22 protein-coding genes and 1 tRNA gene are annotated in these 23,919 nt (G+C 67.2%); 18 read left to right on the plus strand and 5 right to left on the minus strand.

The window, feature by feature from the left end:
• Positions 1–74 precede the first annotated feature (74 nt).
• Genes hflK through THITH_RS03415 form a run of 5 tightly spaced genes read left to right on the plus strand, consistent with a single transcriptional unit; the run spans position 75 to position 4,892 of the window.
• On the plus strand, positions 75–1,301 hold the full coding sequence (hflK, locus tag THITH_RS03395) for an FtsH protease activity modulator HflK (protein ID WP_006745899.1): 1,227 nt from the start codon (positions 75–77) through the stop codon (positions 1,299–1,301).
• On the plus strand, positions 1,301–2,185 hold the full coding sequence (gene hflC, locus THITH_RS03400) for a protease modulator HflC (RefSeq protein ID WP_006745898.1): 885 nt from the start codon (positions 1,301–1,303) through the stop codon (positions 2,183–2,185). Before hflK ends, hflC begins: the two co-directional genes overlap by 1 nt.
• A 17-nt stretch (positions 2,186–2,202) precedes the next feature.
• On the plus strand, positions 2,203–2,391 hold the full coding sequence (locus tag THITH_RS03405) for a DUF2065 domain-containing protein (protein WP_006745897.1): 189 nt from the start codon (positions 2,203–2,205) through the stop codon (positions 2,389–2,391).
• A 24-nt stretch (positions 2,392–2,415) separates the two neighbouring features.
• Positions 2,416–3,594, plus strand: coding sequence for an ATP phosphoribosyltransferase regulatory subunit (locus THITH_RS03410; RefSeq protein ID WP_006745896.1), 1,179 nt, complete (start codon positions 2,416–2,418; stop codon positions 3,592–3,594).
• A 2-nt stretch (positions 3,595–3,596) separates the two neighbouring features.
• A complete protein-coding gene (locus THITH_RS03415; RefSeq protein ID WP_006745895.1) occupies positions 3,597–4,892 on the plus strand; it encodes an adenylosuccinate synthase in 1,296 nt (431 codons plus the stop codon).
• A gap of 112 nt (positions 4,893–5,004) precedes the next feature.
• Here the strand turns inward: THITH_RS03415 and THITH_RS03420 are convergent.
• Positions 5,005–5,091: transfer RNA gene (locus tag THITH_RS03420), tRNA-Leu, on the minus strand.
• Between the two features lie 150 nt (positions 5,092–5,241).
• Here THITH_RS03420 and rnr point away from each other — a divergent pair.
• The 8 genes from rnr (at position 5,242) to alr (ending at position 13,870) form a co-directional block, all read left to right on the plus strand.
• On the plus strand, positions 5,242–8,097 hold the full coding sequence (gene rnr / locus THITH_RS03425) for a ribonuclease R (RefSeq protein WP_006745894.1): 2,856 nt from the start codon (positions 5,242–5,244) through the stop codon (positions 8,095–8,097).
• Positions 8,094–8,849 (plus strand): 23S rRNA (guanosine(2251)-2'-O)-methyltransferase RlmB, encoded by a 756-nt coding sequence (gene rlmB / locus THITH_RS03430; protein ID WP_006745893.1) that lies wholly within the window; start codon positions 8,094–8,096, stop codon positions 8,847–8,849. The genes rnr and rlmB overlap by 4 nt, the downstream gene beginning before the upstream one ends.
• Before the next feature lie 168 nt (positions 8,850–9,017).
• Positions 9,018–9,440 carry a 30S ribosomal protein S6 gene (gene rpsF, locus THITH_RS03435; RefSeq protein ID WP_006745892.1) on the plus strand — a complete coding sequence of 141 codons (423 nt, stop codon included), beginning with the start codon at positions 9,018–9,020 and terminating at the stop codon, positions 9,438–9,440.
• A 54-nt stretch (positions 9,441–9,494) separates the two neighbouring features.
• Complete coding sequence (rpsR, locus tag THITH_RS03440) at positions 9,495–9,722, plus strand: 30S ribosomal protein S18 (RefSeq protein WP_006745891.1); 228 nt, start codon at positions 9,495–9,497, stop codon at positions 9,720–9,722.
• 27 nt (positions 9,723–9,749) lie between these two features.
• Complete coding sequence (locus THITH_RS03445; RefSeq protein WP_006745890.1) at positions 9,750–10,664, plus strand: YybS family protein; 915 nt, start codon at positions 9,750–9,752, stop codon at positions 10,662–10,664.
• A gap of 93 nt (positions 10,665–10,757) precedes the next feature.
• Positions 10,758–11,207, plus strand: coding sequence for a 50S ribosomal protein L9 (gene rplI / locus THITH_RS03450; protein WP_006745889.1), 450 nt, complete (start codon positions 10,758–10,760; stop codon positions 11,205–11,207).
• A 219-nt stretch (positions 11,208–11,426) separates the two neighbouring features.
• Positions 11,427–12,788, plus strand: a complete 1,362-nt coding sequence (dnaB, locus tag THITH_RS03455) for a replicative DNA helicase (RefSeq protein WP_006745888.1) — start codon at positions 11,427–11,429, stop codon at positions 12,786–12,788.
• Positions 12,785–13,870 carry an alanine racemase gene (gene alr, locus THITH_RS03460; protein ID WP_006745887.1) on the plus strand — a complete coding sequence of 362 codons (1,086 nt, stop codon included), beginning with the start codon at positions 12,785–12,787 and terminating at the stop codon, positions 13,868–13,870. The genes dnaB and alr overlap by 4 nt, the downstream gene beginning before the upstream one ends.
• 249 nt (positions 13,871–14,119) lie before the next feature.
• On the opposite strand, the gene soxB is transcribed toward alr, so the two are convergent.
• The 3 genes from soxB to THITH_RS03475 all read right to left on the minus strand — a co-directional run bounded on the left by soxB (position 14,120) and on the right by THITH_RS03475 (position 18,027).
• Complete coding sequence (gene soxB / locus THITH_RS03465) at positions 14,120–15,892, minus strand: thiosulfohydrolase SoxB (RefSeq protein WP_006745886.1); 1,773 nt, start codon at positions 15,890–15,892, stop codon at positions 14,120–14,122.
• A 345-nt stretch (positions 15,893–16,237) separates the two neighbouring features.
• Positions 16,238–17,662, minus strand: a complete 1,425-nt coding sequence (locus tag THITH_RS03470; protein ID WP_006745885.1) for a M48 family metalloprotease — start codon at positions 17,660–17,662, stop codon at positions 16,238–16,240.
• Positions 17,663–17,715: 53 nt separating this feature from the next.
• Positions 17,716–18,027, minus strand: coding sequence for a hypothetical protein (locus tag THITH_RS03475; RefSeq protein WP_006745884.1), 312 nt, complete (start codon positions 18,025–18,027; stop codon positions 17,716–17,718).
• Between the two features lie 265 nt (positions 18,028–18,292).
• Between THITH_RS03475 and THITH_RS03480 the strand changes: the two genes are divergently transcribed.
• The 3 genes from THITH_RS03480 (at position 18,293) to gcvH (ending at position 19,830) form a co-directional block, all read left to right on the plus strand.
• On the plus strand, positions 18,293–18,625 hold the full coding sequence (locus THITH_RS03480) for a rhodanese-like domain-containing protein (protein ID WP_006745883.1): 333 nt from the start codon (positions 18,293–18,295) through the stop codon (positions 18,623–18,625).
• 134 nt (positions 18,626–18,759) lie between these two features.
• Positions 18,760–18,990 carry a sulfurtransferase TusA family protein gene (locus tag THITH_RS03485; protein WP_006745882.1) on the plus strand — a complete coding sequence of 77 codons (231 nt, stop codon included), beginning with the start codon at positions 18,760–18,762 and terminating at the stop codon, positions 18,988–18,990.
• A gap of 402 nt (positions 18,991–19,392) precedes the next feature.
• A complete protein-coding gene (gene gcvH, locus THITH_RS03490; protein WP_006745881.1) occupies positions 19,393–19,830 on the plus strand; it encodes a glycine cleavage system protein GcvH in 438 nt (145 codons plus the stop codon).
• A gap of 115 nt (positions 19,831–19,945) precedes the next feature.
• Here the strand turns inward: gcvH and THITH_RS03495 are convergent, their stop codons facing one another.
• Positions 19,946–22,054, minus strand: a complete 2,109-nt coding sequence (locus THITH_RS03495; protein WP_006745880.1) for a TonB-dependent receptor plug domain-containing protein — start codon at positions 22,052–22,054, stop codon at positions 19,946–19,948.
• Between the two features lie 480 nt (positions 22,055–22,534).
• On the opposite strand from THITH_RS03495, the gene THITH_RS03500 reads away from it, so the two are divergent.
• The gene (locus tag THITH_RS03500) at positions 22,535–23,437 is read left to right on the plus strand and encodes a hypothetical protein (protein ID WP_006745879.1); all 903 of its coding nucleotides are present in this window, start codon (positions 22,535–22,537) and stop codon (positions 23,435–23,437) included.
• A gap of 53 nt (positions 23,438–23,490) precedes the next feature.
• Complete coding sequence (locus THITH_RS03505) at positions 23,491–23,826, plus strand: hypothetical protein (protein WP_006745878.1); 336 nt, start codon at positions 23,491–23,493, stop codon at positions 23,824–23,826.
• The last annotated feature ends 93 nt before the right edge of the window (positions 23,827–23,919 follow it).

Genomic DNA, 23,919 nt, shown 5'->3' on the forward strand with positions numbered 1-23,919 from the left:
TTCTGCGTGACTCCCGGCGGAACCAACCGCCGGGTTCGTGTTCCTACCGGTTGGTACAACAGCGGAGTTCTTAGATGCCCTGGAACGAGCCAGGAAACAATCAGCGCGACCCCTGGAGTGGTGGGCCGCGCGGTGGCGGTGGTGGCGGTGGCGGCGGTCAGCGGCCACCCGATCTAGAAGAAATGATGCGCAAGCTTTCCCAGCAGTTGAGCAGTATCTTCGGCGGCGGGGGAAGCGGCGGGTCGGACGGCTCCGACGGCGGTGGCGGCATGGGGCGCCATTCCAAGGCCGTCGCCAGTCTGGCGGTGATCATTGCGGTCGTGGTGTGGCTGGCGTCGGGTTTCTACATCGTCAGCGAGGGCGATCGCGGAATCGTCTTCCGTTTCGGTGCCTTCCAGAAGGAATCGATGCCTGGGCCGCACTGGCACCTGCCGTATCCGATCGAGCGCGTGGAAATCGAGAACGTCGACAACATCCGCACGCTGCAAAACCGCGCGCTGATGCTGACGGCGGACGAGAACATCATCGACGTCGATATCGCGGTGCAGTACCGCGTGAAGGATCTGCGTGACTTCAAGTTCAACGTCCGCAACCCGGATGCCACCGTGCAGCAGGCGATGGAATCGGCGATCCGCGAGCGCGTCGGCAAGCACAACCTGGACTACATCCTGGGTGAGGGTCGTGGCGAGATCGCGCTGAGCGCCCGCGAGACCTTGCAGCAGGCGCTGGACTCCTACGGGCCTCCGGGTTCGCAGGGCGCCGGTATCATCATCACGGCGACGTCGATGCAGCAGGCGCAGCCGCCCGAGCCGGTGCAGGAGTCCTTTGCCGACGCGATCCGTGCGCGCGAGGATGAAGCCCGGTTCCGCAACGAGGCCGAGGCCTACGCGAACGGCTTGATCCCGCGTGCCCGAGGGCAAGCGGCGCGGGTGTTCGAAGAGGCCGAGGCCTACCGTGACCAGGTGATCGCGAGGGCCGAGGGTGATGCCGCGCGCTTCACCCAGTTGCTGGCCGAGTACCAGGTCGCGCCGAGCGTGACCCGCGACCGCCTGTACCTGGAGATGGTCGAGGCGGTGTTCCAGGGATCGAACAAGGTGCTGCTGGATATCGGCTCCAGCCACAACCTGACGCTTCTGCCGCTGGATCAGTTGCTGAAGGGCACCGCTCCCGGCACCGCGCCGGCCGACGCTCCGCAGCCGCTGGATACGACGCGCGGTGTGTTCAGCCCCAGCGTGCCGGGCACCACGGTCGATCGCATGGGTACCGCCCGTCCTGATCCGCGTGCTCGGGAGGTGCGCTGATGTTTCGCATAGCAGCAATAGCCGCGGTCGTCGCGGTGATCGTAGTCGCCTTGTCCACCTACACCGTCGACGAGCGCGAGCGGGTGATCCTGTTCTCGCTGGGTGAGGTGCGCAAGCTCGACCTGGAGCCGGGGCTGCACTTCAAGTTCCCGCTGATCAACAACGTGCGCACCTTCGAGAAGCGCATCATGACGCTGAATATCCCGCCCGACCGGTTCCTGACCAGCGAGGCGAAGAACGTCATCGTCGACTTCTACGCCAAGTGGCAGATTCAGGACACCGGCCAGTTCTACCGGGCCACGCGCGGCGACGAGCGCAACGCCGAGGAACGGCTGGCGCAGATCCTGCGTGACGGGATGCGCAACGAGTTCGCGCGTTACGAGCTGGCCGAGGTGGTCTCCGGTGAGCGCACGACCATCATGGGCGCGGTGCGTGACGTGGCCCGGGGAACCGCGCGCGAACTCGGCGTGAACCTGGTCGACGTCCGCATTCGGCGCATCGACCTCCCGGACGAGGTTTCGGAATCGGTGTATGATCGCATGCGCGCCGAGCGGCAACGCGTGGCCCAGGACTTCCGCGCACGTGGTCAGGAAGAGGCCGAGCGCATCCGGTCCCGGGCCGACCGCGACCGGACGGTCATCCTGGCGAATGCCTATCGGGAATCCGAAGAGATCCGGGGTGCCGGCGATGCGCGGGCTACGGAAATCCTGGGCGGGGCGTTCGGAGCGGACGAGGACTTCTTCCGGTTCTACCGGAGCCTGCTCGCTTACCGCAGTTCGCTGACCGGCGATCGCAACACCTTCGTGCTGGAACCGTCGTCGGAGTTCTTCCGCTATTTCCAGGATCCCCTGGGATCGCGGGATCGCGCGCCGCTGCAGCCCTGACGGCAGCGGTCTGAGCCATGTGGTCGGACCTGGCAGCAGCGCTCGCGCTGCTGCTCGTTCTTGAGGGGCTGCTGCCGTTTCTGGTACCGCGCCGGTACCGGGAGTACTTGCTCGAGATCGCCCGTCTGCCGGAGGGAACGCTCAGACTGTTCGGGCTGATCTCCATGCTGCTCGGTCTTGCGTTGCTGGCCTGGGTGCGCGGCTGAACCATGATTCACACGGGAAATACGATGGACGAAGTGAACCGGTGGTTGCTGCCGGATGGCCTCGAGGAGGCTCTGCCGGCCGCGGCCCGGCGCCTGGAGCATCTGCGCCGGGCCATTCTCGACCAGTTCGATGTCTGGGGCTACGATCTGGTGATGCCGCCGCTGGCGGAGTACCTGGACTCGCTGCTGATCGGCACCGGGCGCGAACTGGATCTGCAGACTTTCAAGTTGACCGACCAGCTCACCGGCAAGCTGATGGGCGTGCGCGCGGATCTGACCCCGCAGGTGGCCAGGATCGACGCCCACCGCCTGCGCGAACCGGGAACGACCCGCCTGTGCTATGTGGGCACGGTATTGCGCACCCGGGCCGACGAGTGGTCGGGGTCGCGCAGCCCGCTGCAGGCCGGGGCCGAGCTGTTCGGGCACGACGGTCTGGACAGCGACGTCGAGATCATCCGCTTGATGCTGGCGACGCTGGAGCGCTGCGGCGTCCGCGAGCCGAGCATCGATCTCGGCCATGTCGACATTTACCGTTCCCTCGCGCGCATGGCGGCGCTCGATCCGGCGCGGGAGTCCCGCTTCTTCGAGATGCTGCAGCGCAAGGCGGTGCCCGAGATCGAGCAGGCGCTGGCCGAGTGGGGGCTCGATGCCGAGGTCGCGCGTCAGCTGCGGGCGCTGGTCGACTTGAACGGGGGCGCGGAGGTGCTCACCGAGGCGCGCGCGGTGCTGGCATCGGCGCCGGTGCAGGTGTCCGCAGCGCTCGAGCATCTGGCCGCGGTGATCGAGCGCCTGCACGCGGCCCAGCCAGGGCTGGACATCCACGTGGATCTCGGCGAACTGCGCGGCTACTCCTACCACACGGGGTTGGTGTTCGCCGCGTTCGTTCCCGGTTCGGGGCAGGAGATCGCAAGGGGCGGGCGGTACAATCACATCGGCCGGGTGTTCGGCCGCGCGCGGGCGGCCACTGGCTTCAGTACCGATCTCAAGCAGTTGATCCGACTGGCGCCCGTGCCTGCGGATCGGGCGCGCGACTGCGTGCTGGCGCCGGCGCAGGGGGATGCCGGGCTGGAGGCCGCCATTGAGGAACTGCGTGCCCGGGGGGTCCGGGTGCGGCGGCTGCTCGCGGGTGAAGCCGCGGATACATTGACCGAAAGTCCGCGCCTGCAGAAGCGCGGCGAGGTCTGGACTGTCGAGGAAACCTAGGTATGGGACGTTTCGTTGTGGTTCTGGGGAGTCAGTGGGGCGACGAGGGCAAGGGGAAGATCGTCGACCTGCTGACCGAAAATGCCGCTGCGGTCGTGCGCTTCCAGGGGGGGCACAACGCCGGGCACACGCTGGTGATCGGGGGGCACAAGACCGTGCTGCACCTGATCCCTTCCGGCATCCTGCGTTCCGGGGTCGAATGCATGGTCGGCAACGGGGTCGTGCTGTCGCCGGCCGCGCTGCTCGAGGAAATCGAGATGCTCGAGGCGCGCGGGGTTCCGGTGGCCGAACGGCTGCGGCTGTCGGAGTCCTGCCAGCTGATCCTGCCGCAGCATGTGGCGCTGGACCATGCGCGCGAGAAGGCGCGCGGCAAGGCGGCGATCGGGACCACCGGCCGTGGGATCGGTCCCGCGTACGAGGACAAGGTGGCCCGCCGCGGGCTGCGTCTGGGCGACCTGTTTCACCGCGAGCGCTTCGCGGCCAAGCTGGGCGAGGTGCTCGACTACCACAATTTCGTGCTGAAGCACTACTTCCAGGCCGACACCATCGATTTCCAGGCGGTGCTCGACGAGAGCCTCGAGCAGGCCGAGCGGCTGGCGCCGCTGGTCACCGATGTCGCCGGGCGGTTGCATGCGCTGCGCGCCGAGGGCAAGGACGTGATGTTCGAGGGTGCGCAGGGCACCCTGCTCGACATCGACCACGGCACCTACCCGTTCGTGACTTCGTCGAATACCACCGCGGGTGGCGCGTCCACCGGCTCCGGTGTCGGTCCGAGACACCTCGATTACATCCTCGGGATCACCAAGGCCTATACCACGCGGGTCGGCGCCGGGCCGTTCCCGACCGAATTGTTCGATAGCATGGGCGAGCATCTGGCGACGCGCGGGAACGAGTTCGGATCGACGACCGGTCGCCCGCGCCGCTGTGGCTGGTTCGACGCGGCGGCGTTGCGCCGCGCCGTCGAGATCAACAGCATCAGCGGCCTGTGCATTACCAAGCTCGACGTGCTCGACGGCCTGGAAAACCTGCAGATCTGCGTCGGTTATCGCTGTAACGGCGAACAGTGGGAAATCCCGCCGGCGGGTGCCGAGGCCTACTCGGCCTGCGAGCCGATCTACGAGGAGATGCCGGGGTGGCAGGAGTCGACCCTCGGGATCCGACAGTACGACGACCTGCCGGCCAACGCCCAGCGTTACCTGGAACGCCTGAGCAGCGTGGTCGGGGTGCCGATCGATATGATTTCCACCGGGCCGGACCGCGACGAAACCATCGTGCTGCGTGACCCGTTTGCGCTCTGATCGTGCGCTGGGTCCGGGGCCGACCGGCTTCGGGTCCAGCAGTGCGCGGCACCCGTTCGCACGAACGGAACGATCGTCCCGCGGGTTTCGCGTGGTGTTCGGAAAGAAAGGATGGTGCCGAGGAGAGGACTTGAACCTCCACGAGCTTACGCCCACTAGCACCTGAAGCTAGCGCGTCTACCAATTCCGCCACCTCGGCACGAGGTTGGATCTTGCGATCCTGCGCTTCAGGAAGGCGAAATATAGAGTTACCCGCGGGGCGTGTCAATCCATACCAGGGTTCCGGGGCGCGGCCGCGGAAGCGTCGCCGCCCCGGCCAGCGGGCGGCCCACGAAAACGAGTGAAGGGAATGCCGAGAAAACGCAGTCAGCAGCCGCAGGTCGATCCGTATTTCGAGCGCGAGGCGCAGAAATACGACAATCCGATCGCGAGTCGCGAATTGATTCTGGAATTGCTGGTCGACGCCGGCAATCCGCTGGGTTTCGACGAGATCGCCGAGCGTCTGGAGATCGGCGGCGACGACCAGACCGAGGCGCTGCGCCGCCGTCTGCGTGCGATGGAGCGCGATGGCCAGGTGCTCTGCAACCGCCGCGGCGCCTATCTGCCGGTGAGCCAGGCCGACCTGATCCGCGGCCGGGTGATCGGTCATCCGGATGGTTTCGGCTTCCTGGTGCCCGACGACCAGACCGGCGACCTGTTCCTGTCGCCGCGGCAAATGCGCGGTGTCTTGCACGGGGACCGCGTGCTCGGCCGGGTGATGGGCGTCGATCACCGGGGGCGTCGCGAGGGTGGAATCATCGAAATCCTCGAACGCGGATCGGAACAGATCGTCGGGCGCATCCGGGTCGAGGACGGCGTCGGTGTGGTCACGCCCGACAACAAGCGCATCACCCACGACATTCTGATTCCGCCGGACGGGCTCGGCGAAGCCGGCGACGATCAGATCGTGGTGGTTCGGATCCGGCCGCAGGCGTCGCGCAAGGCCCGCCTGCGCGGCGAGGTGATCGAGGTGTTGGGCGAGCACATGGCGCCCGGCATGGAGATCGACATCGCGATCCGCGCGCACGGCCTGCCGTTCCAGTGGCCCGACGAGGTGACCGCGGCTGCCGACCGTCTGGGCGCGCAGGTTCCGGCGGCGGCCAAGCGCGGGCGGCTGGATCTGCGCAAGAAGCCGCTGGTCACCATCGACGGCGAGGACGCGCGCGACTTCGACGACGCGCTGTACTGTGAGGAGACGGAAACCGGGTGGCGCCTGTGGGTGGCGATTGCAGACGTCTCCCATTACGTGGAAAAGGACTCGGCGCTGGACCAGGAGGCGCGTACCCGGGGCACTTCGGTGTACTTCCCGAACCAGGTGATCCCGATGCTGCCCGAGGTGCTGTCCAACGGCCTGTGCTCGCTGAACCCGGATGTCGACCGGCTGTGCATGCTCTGCGAGATGGAGATCGGCAAGCGTGGCGCCATTCGCGGCTTCCGATTCCACGAGGGCGTGATGCGCTCGCATGCGCGGCTGACCTACACCCAGGTCGCGGCGATGCTGGTCGACGGCGACGAGGCGTTGCGGGAACAGTATGCGGCCGTGGTTCCACACCTCGAGCGGCTGTACGCGGTGTTCCGTGCGCTGAACGGCGCACGCAACCGGCGCGGCGCGATCGACTTCGATTCCACCGAGACGCGCATCGAGTTCGGGCCCGAGCGCAAGATCGAGCGCATCGTGCCGGTCGAGCGCACCGATGCCCACCGTCTGGTCGAGGAATGCATGATCGCGGCGAACGTGTCGGCCGCGAAGTTTCTGAAAAAGTACAAGATTCCGGCCTTGTACCGGCTGCACGACCGGCCCCCTCCGGAGAAGATCGACGCCCTGCGCGACTTCCTGTCCGGAGTCGGGCTGACCCTGGAGGGCGGCGACGAGCCGACGCCGGTGCATTACGCGGCGGTGCTTCGTGCCGCTGCCGGCCGGCCGGACTGGCAGCTGATCCAGACCGTGCTGCTGCGTTCGCTCAGCCAGGCGAACTACGGCCCCAGCCTGAGCGGCCACTTCGGTCTGGCGCTGGCCGACTATGCCCACTTCACGTCGCCGATCCGGCGGTACCCCGATCTGCTGGTGCATCGCGGCATTCGCCATGTGCTGCGCGATGGCAAGGCCAGGGGCTTCGCGTATTCGCATTCGGACATGGAGCACCTGGGCGAGCATTGCTCGATGGCCGAGCGCCGCGCCGACGACGCGACCCGCGACGCGGTTGCGTGGCTGAAGGCCGAATACATGCAGGACAAGGTGGGCGACGTTTTCGACGGCGTGGTTTCCGGGGTCACCGGGTTCGGGCTGTTCGTCGAGATCGTCGACGTCTTCATCGATGGTCTCGTGCACGTGACCAGCCTCGACAACGATTACTACCACTTCGATCCGATCCGCCACCGGCTGACCGGCGAGCGCAGCGGCCGCACGTTCCGGATCGGCGACCGGCTGCGGGTGCAAGTGATCCGCGTGAGCCTCGACGACCGCAAGATCGACCTGCGTCTGATCGACGAGGAGCGCCCGGCGCGTCCCGGGAAGCGGCGGCAAGCCGGCGCTGCGCAGCCACCAGCGGGCGAGACCACGCCCGAGGCCCCGGCGGCGGAGCAGACACCGCCGCGCCGCCGGGGGCGCCGCCGTGGCGCAGGTACGGCTGGGCCGTCCGCGGAGGCCTCGACGCGCGCAGAAGGCGATCGACGCGCCGACGCCGACACGGCGCAGACGCAGGCCGGGGCCGAAGGGGCGCCCGCGAAGCCCGCGCGCAGGAAGCGCACCGCTGCGGCGGATCCTGCGTCGGGTAGCCCCCGAGACCCGGCGGAAGAAAAAACTGCCGCGCCGGCGCGAAAGCGCCCGAGCGATCGGCGCGGCCGCTCGGGCGAGCGCAAGGGCCGTCCGGAAACGCCGCGGCCTGCGCCGGAGGAGGCCGGGGCGTCGGCGGACAGCGCGCCCGACAGCGATGGCGAACGCAGCAGCGGGCTGCCGCGCCCGCGCCGGCGCCGCCGCAGCCAGCAGGCTGCGGGTGAGGTCGCGTTGTTGATCCAGCCTTCCCGCAAGACCGGCGACCAGACCGACGACGGCGCCACGGATCCGGCCAACGGAGACGCGGGCGATGCCGCCGAGGCCGAGGCCGGGGGCAAGTCAGCCCGGCCCGCCCGGCGGAGTTCGAGACGCAGGCCGCGGGACGACTCGTGACCACGGCGGAGGTGGTCGGGGGGCTGCATGCGGTCGCGGCGCTGCTGAACCATCGGCCCGAGCGGGTCAAGCGGCTCCAGGTGGCGGCAGGCGCCGCCGACGCCCGGGTCGACGCACTCGCCTCGCGGGCGCAGGCACTGGGAATCAGCGTGGAACGGGTCCGGCGCGAACGCCTCGACCGTGCGGCGGATGGGTTGAGGCATCAGGGCATACTGGCCTGGGTGAAACCGCGCGCCCGCGCGACCGAGGCGGACCTGGCCGATCGGGTTGCGGCGGGGGCGACGCTGTTGCTGGCGCTCGACGGGGTGACCGACCCGCACAATCTGGGGGCCTGCCTGCGCAGCGCCGACGCCGCCGGCGCCGCCGCGGTGATCGTGCCGCGCGACCGTAGTGCCCAGTTGACCCCGGCGGCCGCGAAGGCGGCCTCCGGTGCCGCCGAGACCGTGCCGGTGGTGGCGGTCGCAAATCTTGCCCGTTCGCTGCATCGGCTTCGTGACCAGGGATTCTGGGTGGTCGGTCTGGCCGGTGAGACCGACACCGCGCTGTATGACCTGGACCTGACGGGGCCGACCGTGCTGGTGCTGGGTGCCGAGGGCGAAGGGTTGCGGCGCCTGACCCGCGAGCACTGCGATCATCTTGCCGCCATCCCGATGGCGGGTACCGTGGCCAGCCTGAACGTGTCGGTGGCTGCCGGGATCACGCTGTTCGAGGCCGTGCGCCAGCGCCGGATCGCGGCCCGGCGCGCCGACTAGCGACTTCGCAAACGTCCCGGCCTGTCCGGCGAATGCCACAAGGGTGTGCTTGCGCCGTGGGTGCGATCTGGCCTAAAATCTCGCGCTTTTCCCGCCGGTATCGGCGGCTTCTTGCCTCACTGCCGGGCCCGACCCGGGCGGGAGGCTGTTACCCGTAAGGAGTGTCAGATGCGTCACTATGAAGTGGTGTTCATGGTCCACCCGGACCAGAGCGAGCAGGTGCCTGCGATGGTCGAGCGGTATCGCGGCATGATCGAGGCCCAGCAGGGCGTGGTCCACCGCCTCGAGGACTGGGGCCGCCGCCAGCTCGCCTATCCGATCGAGAAGCTGGTCAAGGCGCACTACGTGTTGATGAACGTCGAGGCCGGCGAAGCGGCGTTGGAAGAGCTGGTCAGCGCATTCCGGTTCAACGATGCGGTGCTGCGCCACCTGGTGGTGCGGATGGACAAGGCCGAGACCGAGCCCTCGCCGCTGGCCAAGGGACGCGAGGAAGAGGAGGCCGGAAAGGGTCGCGGTCGCCGCGAAGAACGCAGCGATCGTGACGAGGATGACGACGACGAAGGGGACGCACGGCCCCGTGCCCGCGCGTAAGCCTGCCCCCATCCCGCATTCCCTGCTGCCCATTCCATTTCGAGGAACGATTCCATGGCCCGATTTTCCCGCCGTCGCAAGTACTGCCGTTTCACCGCCGAAGGCATCGAGTATATCGATTACAAAGACCTGAACCTGCTCAGGAATTTCATTACCGAGACCGGCAAGATCGTGCCCAGCCGAGTCACGGGCACCAGCGCACGGTATCAGCGCCAGCTGGCGACTGCCGTGAAGCGTGCGCGGTTCCTGGCTCTGCTGCCGTATACCGACAACCAGTTCTGATTCGCTTCCGGTTCGCGGGAGGCGCCGATGCGCGTACTGGCCGATTTTGCGATGCAGGGCCGGTGGCGGGCCGTCGGGTCTGCCGCTGCTCTGGGCGCGCTGGGGCTCTTCGTTCCGCCGATCGCGATTCTCAGCGGTGCGGTGATCGGGCTGGTCGCGCTGCGCGTCGGGCTCGGGCAGGCGCTGTTCGTCGCCGGCTTCGGTTCTCTGTTCCTCGGCGCGGTGGTGTTCGGTCTGACGGGCGGATCGCCGCTGATCGGCGTGTTTGCCGGGCTTGCGCAGTGGCTTCCGGTCGCGGCGATGGGCGAGGTGCTCCGCCAGTCGATTTCCTGGCGCGTCACGTTGTCGGTTGCGGCGGTGGTGGCCGGCGCCCTGGTGCTGGTGGCGCGTCTGGTCGTGCCCGACCTGGAGTCGGCGTGGGTGGCGGTGGGGATGCAGATGCTCGCGCCGTTCATCGAGGCCAATGGCACCCAGGCAGAGGATCTGGAAGGGGCGCTGGTACAGGTGGCGCCGTTTCTCACCGGCCTGCTCGCCGGGATTTTCCTGTTGAGCATGGTGCTGAGCCTGGTGATCGCCCGGTACTGGCAGGCGCTGCTGTATAACCCCGGCGCCTTCGGGACCGAGTTCCGCGCGCTGCAACTGGGGCCCGGACCCGCGCTGGCGATGGTCGGTCTCGCGCTCGCGGGGCAATTGCTGGCCACGCCGCTGGCTCTGGAACTGGCCTTCATTCTCGCGGTCCTGTTCTTCTTGCAGGGCCTTGCGGTGATGCACGGCCTGACCCATGCCCGGAACATGAACTCGTTCTGGCTGGTGGGGTTGTACGTGCTGCTGGTACTGGCGCTGCCGCAGATGTTTCTGCTGATCGCGGTTCTCGGCGCAGTCGACGCGGTCGCGCGGTTGCGGGAACGCCTGGCGGAACAGGACCAGGGGCCGCGGGACTGAGGCCAGCGGACCATGCCCGGCCCGGGCTGCGCGTGTAGACTTGCGCGGCCGGTGTGGATTCATTCAACGCTCTAGAATTACAGGAAAACCACGATGGAAGTCATTCTGCTGGAAAAAGTCGACAATCTGGGCGGTCTGGGCGACAAGGTTCGCGTGCGTCCCGGGTACGCTCGCAACTACCTGCTGCCCCAGGGCAAGGCGAAATTCGCGACGGCCGAGAACATTGCCGAGTTCGAGGCACGCCGTGCGGAACTCGAGCGTGCCGCCGCCGAGGCGCTGGCCGCTGCCGAGGCGCGTCGCGACAGCCTCGACGGCATGGTGGTGGAGATCACCGCGAAGGCCGGCGGGGAGGGCAAGCTGTTCGGGTCGATCGGCGCTGCGGACATCGCCGACGCGGTCACCACCCGGGGAGTCGAGATCGAGAAGCGAGATGTGCGCCTCCCCGAGGGTCCGCTGCGCCAGGCTGGCGAGTACGAAATCGACCTGCACCTGCACAGCGATGTGAACGCCCAGATCCGCGTGATCGTGATCGGTCAGGAATGATCGACGATGCCGGCACTGCGCCCGCTTGCCGGCGCAGTGCGCGTCGTTGTCCCTGTCGGACCGGGGCGGCGCTTCCTGCGCCGGTGGGAAGCGCGGTGCATTTTTCCCTGATTTCTCGTTACGTAGAACTGCTATGCGCCTCGGAATCTTGAGCAACGGCCCTCGCTCTCCTGTGCGGCTCGCTGCGGGCGTCCCATTCCGGCAGGCTGCTGGTCGGCGATGACCTCCGAATTCCGGGTTCCACCGCATTCGGTCGAGGCGGAGCAGTCCGTGCTCGGCGGACTGATGCTGGACAACGATGCGTGGGACCGGATCGCCGACCGGCTCGGCGCCGACGATTTCTACCGCCACGACCATCGCCTGATCTTCCGGGCGGTGGCGGCGCTGGCGGAGCGTAACGCGCCGTTCGACATGGTCACGGTCGCGGAGCAGCTGCAGACCACCGGCGAACTACAGGATGCCGGGGGGCTCGCCTATCTCGGCCAGCTCGCGGCGCAGACCCCCAGCGCCGCGAATATCCGCGCCTATGCGGATATCGTGCGCGACCGCTCGGTGCTGCGTTCGCTGATCGCGGTGGGTACCGAGATCGCGGACTCGGCGTTCACCCCCGACGGCAGGCCCACGCGCGAACTGCTCGACCTGGCCGAGCAGAAGGTCTTCGGGATTGCGGAACAGGGTGCCCGCGGAGCCCAGGGTTTCCGGGGCATGAAGCCGCTGCTCACGGCCGCCGTCGAACAGATCGAATACCTGTTCGAGACCAAGAGCCCGATCACCGGCATTCCGACCGGCTACCAGGATCTGGACGAACTGACTTCGGGCCTGCACGCCGGTGATCTGGTCGTCGTCGCCGGCCGTCCGTCGATGGGCAAGACGAGTTTCGCGATGAACATCGCCGAGTACGTGGCGATGAAGACGGCACAGCCGATCGCGGTGTTCAGCATGGAGATGCCGGGGGAGCAGATCGCGATGCGTCTGCTGTCGTCGATGGGCCGGATCAACCAGCAAAAGCTGCGCTCGGGCCGCCTGGACGACGGCGACTGGCCGCGGCTGAGCAGCGCGGTGTCGATGCTGTCCGAGGCCCCGCTGTACATCGACGATACGCCGGCGCTGTCGCCGACCGAGCTGCGCGCGCGTTCGCGGCGCCTGATGCGCGAGCACAAGGGGCTCGGGCTGATCGTGGTGGACTACCTGCAGCTGATGCAGTCGCCGGGCTCGCGCGAGAACCGCGCGACCGAGATCTCCGAGATCTCGCGCTCGCTGAAGGCGTTGGCGAAGGAGCTGAGCGTGCCGATGATCGCGTTGTCGCAGCTGAACCGCTCGCTCGAGCAGCGCCCGAACAAGCGCCCGGTGATGTCCGATCTGCGCGAATCGGGCGCGATCGAGCAGGACGCGGACCTGATCGTGTTTGTTTACCGCGACGAAGTCTACAACGACGAAAGCCCGGACAAGGGCACCGCCGAGATCATCGTCGCGAAGCAGCGCAACGGGCCGATCGGCACGGTGCGCCTGACGTTCCGCGGCCAGTACACGCGATTCGAGAACTATCATCCCGACGTCTACGGCGTCGGCGTCGAGGCGTGAAGCGCGCCGCCGTCATCCATCGAAATCCGGCGGCGTTGCGCCACAATCTGGAACTGGCGCGCACGCTGGCACCCGGCCGTCGTGTCTGGGCGGTCATCAAGGCCGATGCCTACGGGCACGGGATGCACTGGGCGGCCGGCCTGCTGGAAGGCGTGGCCGACGGGCTGTCGGTGTCCTGCCTGGAAGAGGCGCGGGCGCTGCGCGAGGCCGGGGTCGGCGCACCGATCCTGGTGCTGCAGGGACCGCGCAGCGCGGCCGAATGGCGGTTCTGCGCGCTGCACGACCTGCAGCCGGTGCTGCACGACGAGGCCCAGCTGCCGGGGCTGCACGCGCTGCGCGAGCCGCTGCCCGCGTTGTGGATCAAGCTCGATACCGGCATGCACCGGCTGGGGTTCGCGCCGCTGAAGGCGCAGTTGCTGCATGCCCAGCTGCACCGGCATCCGGCTACAGTAAACGGCCTGCACTGGATGACCCACCTGGCCTGCGCCGACCGGCCGGAAGCCCCGCAGAACGCCGAGCAGTTGGAGACCTTCGCGCATGCGGTCGCTGAACTGCCGGGGCAGCGCAGCTTCGCGAACTCGGCGGCGGTGGTGTCCGGGCTCGCCCGCAGCACCCGGCTCGGCGAGTGGCTCCGCCCCGGGATCATGCTGTACGGTGCGAGTCCGCTCGTTGGCGAGTGCGGTCCGGAACGCGCGCTGCGCCCGGTGATGACGGTCACCGCGCCGCTGATTGCGCTGAAGTCGCTCGAGCCCGGGGCCAGCGTGGGCTACGGTGCGAGCTGGACTGCAAACCGGCCGACACGGGCCGGCGTGGTCGCGATGGGGTATGCGGACGGGTATCCCCGGCACGCGCCATCGGGAACGCCGGTGCGGCTACGGGGCCGCGAGTGCCCGGTGATCGGCAGGGTGTCGATGGACATGCTCGAGATCGATCTGACCGCGGTGCCAGAGGCGCGCGTTGGCGACGTCGCGACTCTTTGGGGCGAGGGATTGCCCGTGGAACGCATCGCCGAGGCGGCCGGCACGATCAGCTACGAACTGCTGACCCGCGTCGCGGGTCGCCTGCGAATCGCCGAATCCTGAACCCGCCATGCTAGGGAAGCGCTGAAGAATCCGTCATCGCGAGGAGCGAAGCGACGTGGCGATCCATAAGGCACGGATTCAGCTAGCGCCGCTTGGATTGCCGCGCTTCGCTCGCAATGACAGGGCCCTTTTTTCAGCGTTTCCCTAGCGGTTCCGCCCGGGGGGGCACCGCTGTCCCGCGGTGGCGCCGCCTGCAACGAAAGAACCCCGCCAGAGGCGGGGTTCGCGTTGCCGGATCCAACCGGAAGGTCAGGTCTTCGCGGTCGGCACGTAGCCGAGGTTGTCTTCGCCGACCCCCTTGACCACGGGCTCGTTCAGATCGTCGATGCGCACGGTCTTGTGGTCGCGCAGGTAGTCGGCGACCACGTCCCAGATCTTGCGCCCGGTGTCGCCCGCCGGCTGTTCCTGCACGCTGGCCCAGCCCGCCACCACGTATTCCTTGTCGGGATCCAGCGGCTTGCCGTCGAATTCCATCTCGAGGATGCGCTCGCCGATGCGGTTGCCCGGGTTGATCGCGTACTTCAGGCCGCCGACGCGGACCATGTCGCCGCCCTGCTGGAAGAACGGATCCTCGTGGAACAGGTTGTCGGCGACGTCCTCGAGGATGGTCTTGATCTGTGCGCCGGTCATCACGTTTCGGGTCACGGCCGGGTAGGTGAGGCCGGTCTGGTCCATCACGTGCTCAAAGGTGATCGGCATTCCCGGCAGCACCGAGGTGCCCCAGCGGAAGCCCGGCGAGAACGCGATCTGCGCATCGAGCTGCTCGTTCAGCGCGTCGACGATCAACTGGTCGAAGGTGCCGTTGAAGTTGCCGCGACGGAACAGCAGGCTCTCGGTGACCGCCAGTTCCTCGGACAGTTTCTGCTCCATGTTGAAGGTCTCGCCGTCGAAGGTGACCTCCTGGTTGCGCATCGTGGTGATGTAGTCCTGCATCTCGGTGTCGGGCTCGATCAGGTTCGAGAACACCGGCAACAGGTTGTACTTCCAGCCCTGGATCTTGCCGTCGCGGAAGTCGAAGTCCATCACGCCGAGGAACTTGGCGTTCGAGCCCGCGTTGGTGACCAGGCAGGTGCCGCCGTTCGGTGTCTTCACCGGCGTCGGGGCCGGCACGCCGTCGTGGGTATGGCCGCCGAAGATCGCGTCGACGCCGTCGACCATGCCCGCCATCTTCAGGTCCACATCCATGCCGTTATGCGACAGTACGACGACGATCTCGGCACCTTCGGCGCGCGCGGCATTGACCTGGCGCTGCATGTCGTCGGGGCGGATGCCGAAGGTCCACTCCTCGACCATGAAGCGCGGGTTCGCGATCGGGGTATACGGGAACGCCTGGCCGACGATCGCGACGTTCACGCCGTTGATCTCGCGGATCACGTAGGGTCGGAAGACCTGGTCGCCCCAGTCGACGTCGGTCACGTTCTGCGCAACGAAGTCGATTCCGGCCTGGGCGAAGTCGTTTTCCACGACTTCGGAGACACGGTCGGCACCGTAGGTGAACTCCCAGTGCGCGGTCATCACATCCACCGTGAGCAGCTTCTGCGCGTCGACCATGTCCTGTGCGTTGGTCCACACGCCGGTGCCGGTGCCGCCGCCCCAGGTGTCACCGCCGTCGAGCAGCAGCGCCCCCGGCCGGGAGGCCTTGAGCTGCTTCACCAGTGCCGACAGGTGGGCGAAGCCGCCGACCCGGCCGTACTGTTCCGCAGCCTTGACGAAATCCAGGTAGGTGAACGCGTGCGCCAGCTTGTCGCCCGGTTCGATTCCGTAATGCTTCAGCAGTGCCTCGCCGACCAGGTGCGGTGGCTGGTTGCGCATGCCGGCGACGCCGATATTGATATTGGGCTCGCGGAAATAAATCGGGTTCAGCTGCCCGTGGCAGTCGGTGTAGTGCAGCAGGCTGACGTTGCCGTAGCGGGGCAGGTCGTACATCGACCGGCCGTTGCTGCCGGCGAAACTGTGCAGCGGGAAGCCCGCGACGCTGGCGGCGGCCAGGATCTGCAGGAATTGGCGACGGTTCATGAGCATCGGTGATCAACCTCCGGTTGAGTGAGTAGTGTTCCAGCAGCCCCGTACGGCAGGGAGCAAGCAATCTACAGGACGCGTGGGCGCAAGGCTTCATTCCCGTCGCCGCGATTTTCGAAGTCCGCGGCGGCCTGGTATTTCGCGTTGTGAGGGGGTGATGCGAATGCACCCGGGCTGTGTCCTGAGCTGACCGTAGGGCGGAATAGCGCAGCGTCATCCGCCACACGGCGTTCATGCCGCCCAGTAAGTAGCCTGGGGCGCCCCGGCGCCGGCTGGCGGATGACGGCCTTCGGCCTTTTCCACCCTACGCGTCTTTCATCATGGGGGTGGCCGCGTGCGCCACGATCGTTAGCGCGATCGGTCCTGCGCGACCTGGCGCGCCGTGTCGCGCTTGTGTTCGATGCGTTCGATGTCGCGCGCGGTGGCGTCGCGGGCCGCCAGGGCATCGTCGAACTGGCGCACGGCCTCCGAGTATTGTCCCCGGTGAAAGAAATACTCGGCCATCGCCTCGCGGCTGACGGCGATGCGATCGTCGGCATCGGCGGCTTCGGCCTTCAGGCGCAACAGGGTAGGGTCCGGGGTGACCTGATTGCGCAGCAGGCGATCCACCAGGCGCACCGCGCTCCCGTGGCTGCCGGATTCGTGCAGGACGCGGGCCTGCAGGTGACCGACCACCGGGTTGCCGGGATAGATCGAGTCGAGTTCCTCCAGCAGTTCGAGCGCGGACGGGTAGTCGCTCTCGCGCCGCATCAACGCGACCTGCGCCAGCGTCAGGGTCAGGGTCGGTGCCTCGAGTTCTGGAATGCGGTCGAGCAGTCGTGCCGCTTCGCGGTTCTGCCCCAGCTCGAGGTAGGCGATCGCCGCCTCGTACAACTGCACCGGATCGTGGTCGCCGGTGGCCGTGAAACGCTGCACGCTACGCTGCGGGTCTCCCAGTGCCCGAACCCGGGCCTGTACCCACGGGAAGGCACCGGTCTCGTCGCGCGTGAAGCGGCCCTGGATCTGTTCGGCGCGGCCGCGTGCGTCGCTGATACGGCCCAGCGTCACCGGGTGGGTGCGCAGATACTCGGGGACTGCATCCTCGGCCCCGCGGGTCAGTTCCTGCAGGCGTTCGAAGAAATCCGCCATCGCATGCGGATCGAACCCGGTCGATGCCAGCACCTGGATGCCGACCCGGTCGGCCTCCGCCTCGTTGGCGCGGGTATAGTCGATCTGCGACTGGATGCCGGCGGCCACCCCCCCGGCTATGGCGGCCTGGGCCAGCTGCGGGTCGATGCTCGCGGCCAGGATGCCGGCCAGTACCGCAAGCCCGGTGGTGAAATTGATGTCGCGCCCGCGCGCAAACATGCGGGCAATGTGGCGCTGCGTGACATGCGCGATCTCGTGGGCCATGACCGCGGCCAGTTCGGCCTCGTCCCGGGTTTCCAGGATCAGGCCGCGATGGATGCCGACGATTCCGCCAGGCATCGCGAAGGCGTTGATTTGGGAATTGTCGACGGCCAGGAAGTGAAATGCGCCGTCGGTTTCGGGCGCGTTCGAGACCAGCCGCTGGCCCAGCGCATCGAGGTAGAAGCCGATCTCGGGGTCGTCGATCAGCGGCAGCGCACGCCGGACCTCGCGCAGCAGCGATCTTCCCAGTTCGCGCTCTTCGGTCGTGGTCAGCAGGCCGCCCGAGGCGTCGCCGAGGCTGGGGAGCCGGGGCGACTGCGCGAGCGTGCCGGTACCCAGTGCCAGTGTCGCAAGGAACAGGAGGACGGTGAGAACGCTTTTCATCGATCGAGAGTCCGTGGTGGCGGACCCTCGCAGCCTGGCCCTCGTGGGCTCTGTTACTTGCCCAGGCCGGGTGCCGAGGGATACGTCCGCATGCTGTCGCGCGATTCCCACAGCTGCGGTTTCAGCAGAGCTTCGGGAAGCATGAAGCGCTTGCGATCCAGCACCGGGTGGGTCCGCACGATTCTGACCACGTCATCATAGCGAAGTTTGACCAGCAGGCCGATGTTCTGCCCCGAGGTGTGCCGGGCAATCATGTAGCCGTTCTCGACCCGGTGCACGTACAGATTGGCCGGGCACAGCTGTCCGCCGCGGCTGCGGAGGGTGACTGCGTAATGCCCGTCGGGCCTGAATGCACGCTTCTCCACGAGATGCGTCCTCCGGGGCTGGTCATTGCGAACCCCGACACACTACCATGGGGGCTGCCCGCCGCGGGAACGTCACACTGCGGGCGGCGTGTATATTGGAGTTTGCTTATATTTGGGCTATGCTTTCTGGCTACGCGTTTCCGGGCGCTTGCCCCGCGGCGGTGTCCGGAACCCGAAATGTCCCCGCTTCCGGCGGCGACGCCGCTCCCAAGTTCCGCTGGGGGCGACCGTTGCGGAGCGGGCTCGATCCGACGGGAGGAGTGCCGTGTTCGGAATCTCGATCTCAGAAGTCACGCCTCAAACACTTGAGGAATGGGACGCCGAAGGCCGCCCCTATCGCCTGGTGGATGTGCGCTCGATGGCGGAAACCGAGCGGGGCGTGCTGCCCGGTGCGGAACTGGTGCCGCTGCACCTGATCCCGCTGCGCAAGGACGAGTTGTCCGGCGACCGTCCGGTGGTGTTGTACTGCCAGACCGGGGCCCGCTCGGGGCAGGCCTGCGCGTTTCTTGCTCAGCAGGGCATTACCAACGTGCATAACCTGGTAGGCGGGATCACGGGCTGGGCGCGGTCCGGAAAGCCCATTGTCACGCCAAATTAGTACTTTCTTGTATTAGCACCCGTGTTCGTCTATTAAGTGCGCGACCTTTCTGCAATGCTGTACCGGTTCCGCGCATCCCGACCGTGGCGGACATTCCCTTAGACCTGCTGAGAAATGGAGAGGAGAAACGAAGAATGGCCAATTTCGACCAAGAACTGGACGCCTCCGGACTGAATTGCCCGCTGCCGATTCTGCGCGCGAAGAAGACGCTTGCTGCGATGGACTCCGGTCAGGTTCTGCATATCATCGCGACCGACCCCGGTGCCGTTAAGGATTTCCAGGCCTTCGCGAAGCAAACCGGAAACGAGTTGCTGGAACACCGGGAAGAAGGCGGCAAGTTCTTTTTTCTGATGAAGAAGGGCTGAGCCCGAGCAATAACCCGAATGGCCGGTCCCGACGAGACCGGCCATTTTGTCTGCGAGTCCCTGAATATAACGACCAGGCAGGCCCGAGTCGCTCCGGGGGCGTGGGATGTGCCTTGGACCGGGTCCGCACCAGCGTTTCGGGGGTCCCGGTGGCCCTCGCCAAGAGGCCGTGCGCGCCTGGAAAACCGATTGTCAATTTCATTCCGGATGCGAACTGCATCGGGATCCCCCTGCGTGTTTGCTACCCTGCTTGGCCGGGGTATAAAATCGGGCCGGTATCGACCTCATTGCCGAGGTTGATGAGGTAAACCGGGCCAGCGAGCTCGCCGGGTTGCTTTTGCAAGGCGACAAGGCATTTACCTTTTCGTTCCGTCTCATTTCTCGTTTTTCTTGGAGGGCATCATGGGTGTAGTCCGGGGCTGTGAGATTCCTGAGGACCTTCTTTACAACATTGACAACAATGTCTGGATCCGTAAGGAGAGCGACGGAAGCGCCATCGTGGGCCTGACCTCCTATGCCTGCTCGTTGGCGGGGCAGATCGTTTCCTATACGCCGAAGAAGGTCGGCAAGCCGGTCAAGAAGGATAAGTCCTGCGCGACCGTCGAATCGGGCAAGTGGGTCGGACCGGCGAAGACGCCGGTCTCGGGCGAGGTGATCGCGATCAACGACGCGGTCGCTGCAAAGCCCGGATTGATCAACGACGATCCCTACGGCGAGGGCTGGCTGGTGCGGATCAAGCCCGACGACTGGGATGGCGAAACCGGCGACCTGAAGACCGGCGACGATGCGCTGGCTGCGTTCGAAGCCAAGATGGATGCAGACGGCTTCGGCGGCTGCTGAGCTGATGGCTTCTCTCCCGTTTCCCGCAAGCGGGAGAGAAGCGTAAAGCCCGGGGCGGGTTTGGGAGGGGTTGCACCGCCCGTCGCCTACCCGCTTCCGCCGCCGATGCGCAGTGTCAGAACTCGGCGTACCAGGTCAACCCGATGCTGCGCCCGGGTGCTCTCAGATCCTGGACGCCGTTGACGGGATCAATGCGGGCCGCGGTCATTTCGTTCACGTGTTCGCGGTAATCACGGTCGAACAAGTTGCTGACCGACAGCGTCAGTTCGTGGCCCTTCAGGCCGGCGGATGGGCCGAAACGGTACCCGACTGCTGCGTCCACCGTGGTGAAGCCGGGAGTCTTGCGCTCGGCTCCGCCGCTGAACCGGTCCGCAGTGCGATCCTGTTTGGCGACGGCCCGGGCCTGTCCTCGCCACTGCCATCCAAGGGGGGACTGCTGCGCGAGGCCCACGCTCAGTTCGGAAGGCGGCATCTGGTACAGGGGCTCGCGGAATTCGGGATCGCGGTTGTCGCCACGTAGCCAGGTGCCCCAGGCAAAGGCCGACAGGCCGTCGCCAAGATCGTGATCGACGCTGAATTCGGCGCCACGGATCCGCGCGCTGTCCAGGTTCACGGTCTGCTTCACGTTGGGGGCGATGACCTGGCCGCCGATGTAGTCGCGAATGCGGCTTTCGTATACCGCCACCGTGTAACGGGTATCACCGATTCGGCCCCGTGCACCGACCTCGACGCTGAGGTTGCGTTCTGGCTCGAGTTGCGGATTGCTGAGCCAGTTGAAGCCGTCGCTGTAGGGATACGTCAGATAGCGCTCCAGCAGTCCGGCCGAACGGTATCCCTCGGACAAGCTGGCATAGGGATTGAAACCGGCGTCCAGCTCCCAGGTGGCGCCGGCGGACCAGGACAGGTTGTAGTCCGTCTTGTCGAGCGGCGCGGTCACCCCTAGCGCGCTGTCTGCGCTGCCCTGGACCTCGTCGTAGCGGGCGCCAAGGGTAATGGTGAAGTCGTCCAGGTAGATGTCGTCCTGCAGGAACACCCCGCGGGATTCCAGGCGGCCGTTGTCGATCAGCTGCAGCCGGAAGTCAGGCTGGAAGTCGGGTGCGAAGCCGACGAAGGATACGGGCGATGCCTTGAGCTGCCACGCCTCGACGCCGGCGAGCAGCACATGGCGCGGATGCGGCGACAGTTCGACCTGCAGACGGCCGCCCCGGGTGTCGAAATCGGTGTCCGAGGTTCGGTAGTCCTGGGCGCGCTCGCGGTTCCAGTCGTAGTTCCCGCGCTCCAGATCCTGACGGTAGATCGAGGCGACCAGGCGTGTGTCCCAGGCGCCGCCGAGTTCGCCCTCGTAGCGGCCTTCGAGCAGATCCCGCTGTTGCCGTGGCGTGTAGTGCGTGTTCAGGCCGTCCGGCTGGTGCAGCCCGGCCCCGGGTGGTGGCACGATCGGCTCCTCCAGGTAACGCCTCGAGGCGAGGTACCAGACGTTCTCGCGCCGGTCGCGCTGCGCACGCAGCTGCACTTCATGTCCGGGGGCCAGACTGGCGCGGTAGCGCAGGTGCAGCGCTCCCTGCTCGGTGCCGCTGTCGTCCAGCCGCTCGCCGGACCCGGTCTTGTAGTCGCCGGCATCGAGCCAGGCAGCGGACAGGTCGAGCAGCTGGGTGGCGCTCGACAGCGAGGTACCCACCGCCCCTCGAAAGCCGTCGTCCACCGAGGTGTACCCGAGGCGGGTCCAGCCGCGCACGTCGGGTTCGTCGGTGAAGCGGCCCCCGCGGGTGACGATGTTGATCACCCCGCCCATCGCCCCGGCTCCATAGAGGACCGATCCGGGACCGCGGACCACCTCGATGCGCTCGATCAAATCCACGTTCACGTACGAGGCAAGCGACCCCCGGGCCGGCGGCTGCATCGCATTCACGCGCACGCCGTCGATCAGCACCAGCACCTGGTCCCGCTTCAGCCCGCGGATGATCGGGTCGACTCCGACCGAACCGTCCACCGCGACCGCGACTCCGGGTTCGCCACGGAGCAGATCGCCGACGCTCCTGGCCTCCCGGCGACGGATCTCGTCGGACTCGATCACGTTCACCGACGCCGCGGTTTCGGACACGAGGGCCTCGTAGCCTTTCGCGGTCACGGTGACGGGTTCCAGCACGATCGCTTCGTCGGCGTGTGCTACGGCCGCGGCAATCGCCGCGGTCAGGCTCAGAACAGCGCTTGCTGTATGGCGCATCTGCATATCCCCCTGGGATTCTTGCGATCTGTAGGCACCCACCAGGGGAGCCGAACGCACGGGACTCCCGGTCGGGCGATGCTTCCTTCGAAACGTGGCGCTGTGCCGGTCACGAATTCTCGACAGGCCAAGGCGTGGTGCCGGCGGGTCCGTGGCGGCACCGTGCCATTGTTTCACAATATAAGCACGCTGTACCTATGGCCGCCGCCGCAACGGTCGAGTTGAGGCGAGCGCGGGCCGGCGACGCCCTGCGCCAGCCCCGAACCGGGCTTTGACGCCGGTCGGAAAAGGGCCTAGATTCCGGCCCATGGTCACCTGCGCGCAGAAGCCCCGTCGCCATGCGGGGCTTCTGTGTGATGGCCATTGGTTCCGGGCGGCTGGTGTTGGTGGCCGCGATCATGATGACCGGGTTGACGCCGCCTGCGCCGGCAGATCGCGCACGTCTGGCCCGAAACGCTTCGCAACCACAGGGAGAACGCCATGCCGATTTCCATCCTGACCCGGGGGCTGCTGGGTCTGCTGTTGCTGGGCCTCGCCAGTGTCGTGCACGCCGAGTACCTGCGGCCGATGGTGCTGGCGTATGCCAAGCCCGGCGCCGATGTCGGGGCCGAAGTCGCGACGGTGCAGGAACGCCTGAGCGAAGCCGGATTCCAGGTCCTCGGCGACTACCCGGTGACGTCGTCATCCCATGTGCTGGTGGTGACCTCCCCGGAACTGCTGGAGACGGCGGCCAGCATGCCCCGGGCGGCCTACATCGCGCCGCTGCGGGTGGCGGTGACGCGTGTCGACGGCCAGGTGCAGGTGAGCTACAACCACCTCGAATACTTCCGCCACGCCTACCGGATCGAACGTTCGCTGGCGCCGGTCATGGCCCGGCTGGCCGATGCCCTCGGCGCGCAGGAGAGTTTCGGGGCCGAAGGGCTGAGCCCGTCGGTGCTGTCCCGCTACCGGTACGCGTTCGGGATGGAGCGCTTCGGCGACCCCTACGAGCTTGGGAATTACCCCGATCGTGCGGCGGCACTGGCCGTTCTGGATGCCAATCTCGCCGAGAGCCGGGGCGGCGTGCGCGAAGTCTACCGGGTGGACATCCCGGGGCGCGACGCGACTCTGATCGGCGTCGCGATCCGTGAGGACGCCGGTGCGGACCGGGATGCAGCCGATGCCCATCAGCTCGCCACGGTGGACGTGGGGGATCGGCGCCATACGGCGTATGTGCCCTACGAGATCCTGGTCAACGGCGGTCGCGTCGAAGCCCTGCACATGCGATTCCGAATGGCTCTGCACTTCCCGGACCTGCGCATGGTGGGCGAGAATTCCTTCGTGCAGTTGCGGCGCTCGCCGGCCGCGGTCGAGCGGGCCCTGAGCATGGCCGCAGGGGGCTAGACTATGCCGTACCCGGCACCTTCGGTATTCCGGTCCACGGGAGGACGTGCTCCATGACTGACATTGCGTCCCGGCTACAGCCCATCCGCGCCGGGCTCGCCGATCTCCAGCGAGAATTGACCGAGGTTGGACAGCCGTCCCTGGCTCAGCGGGCGCAGGATCTGTTGCGGGAATTGGACGCGCTGACGGATATCCCTGACGCTGCGCCCCGGCCCGCCCGCAGGCCGAAATCGGCGCATCGCAGAGACGAAGTGGAGAAGTGCCCGCGGTGCACGATCCGCAGCTTGCATCCGGTTCCGGACCAGGTACGGGAAGGCACGGATGGAGCCGAGGAGATGCTCTGGCACTGCTCGAGCTGCGGATTCGAAGAGTGGCGCGGCGACGCCTGAAGACGCCGCCGTTTTGCCTGCGGCAGCCGCCGGCCGCCGCGAACCGGATGCGCTGGCACCTCGCGCCTGGCGTGTCGCCCGGGCAGGAGTCTC

This window comes from Thioalkalivibrio paradoxus ARh 1 (assembly GCF_000227685.2).
GTDB classification, from domain to species: Bacteria; Pseudomonadota; Gammaproteobacteria; order Ectothiorhodospirales; family Ectothiorhodospiraceae; genus Thioalkalivibrio; species Thioalkalivibrio paradoxus.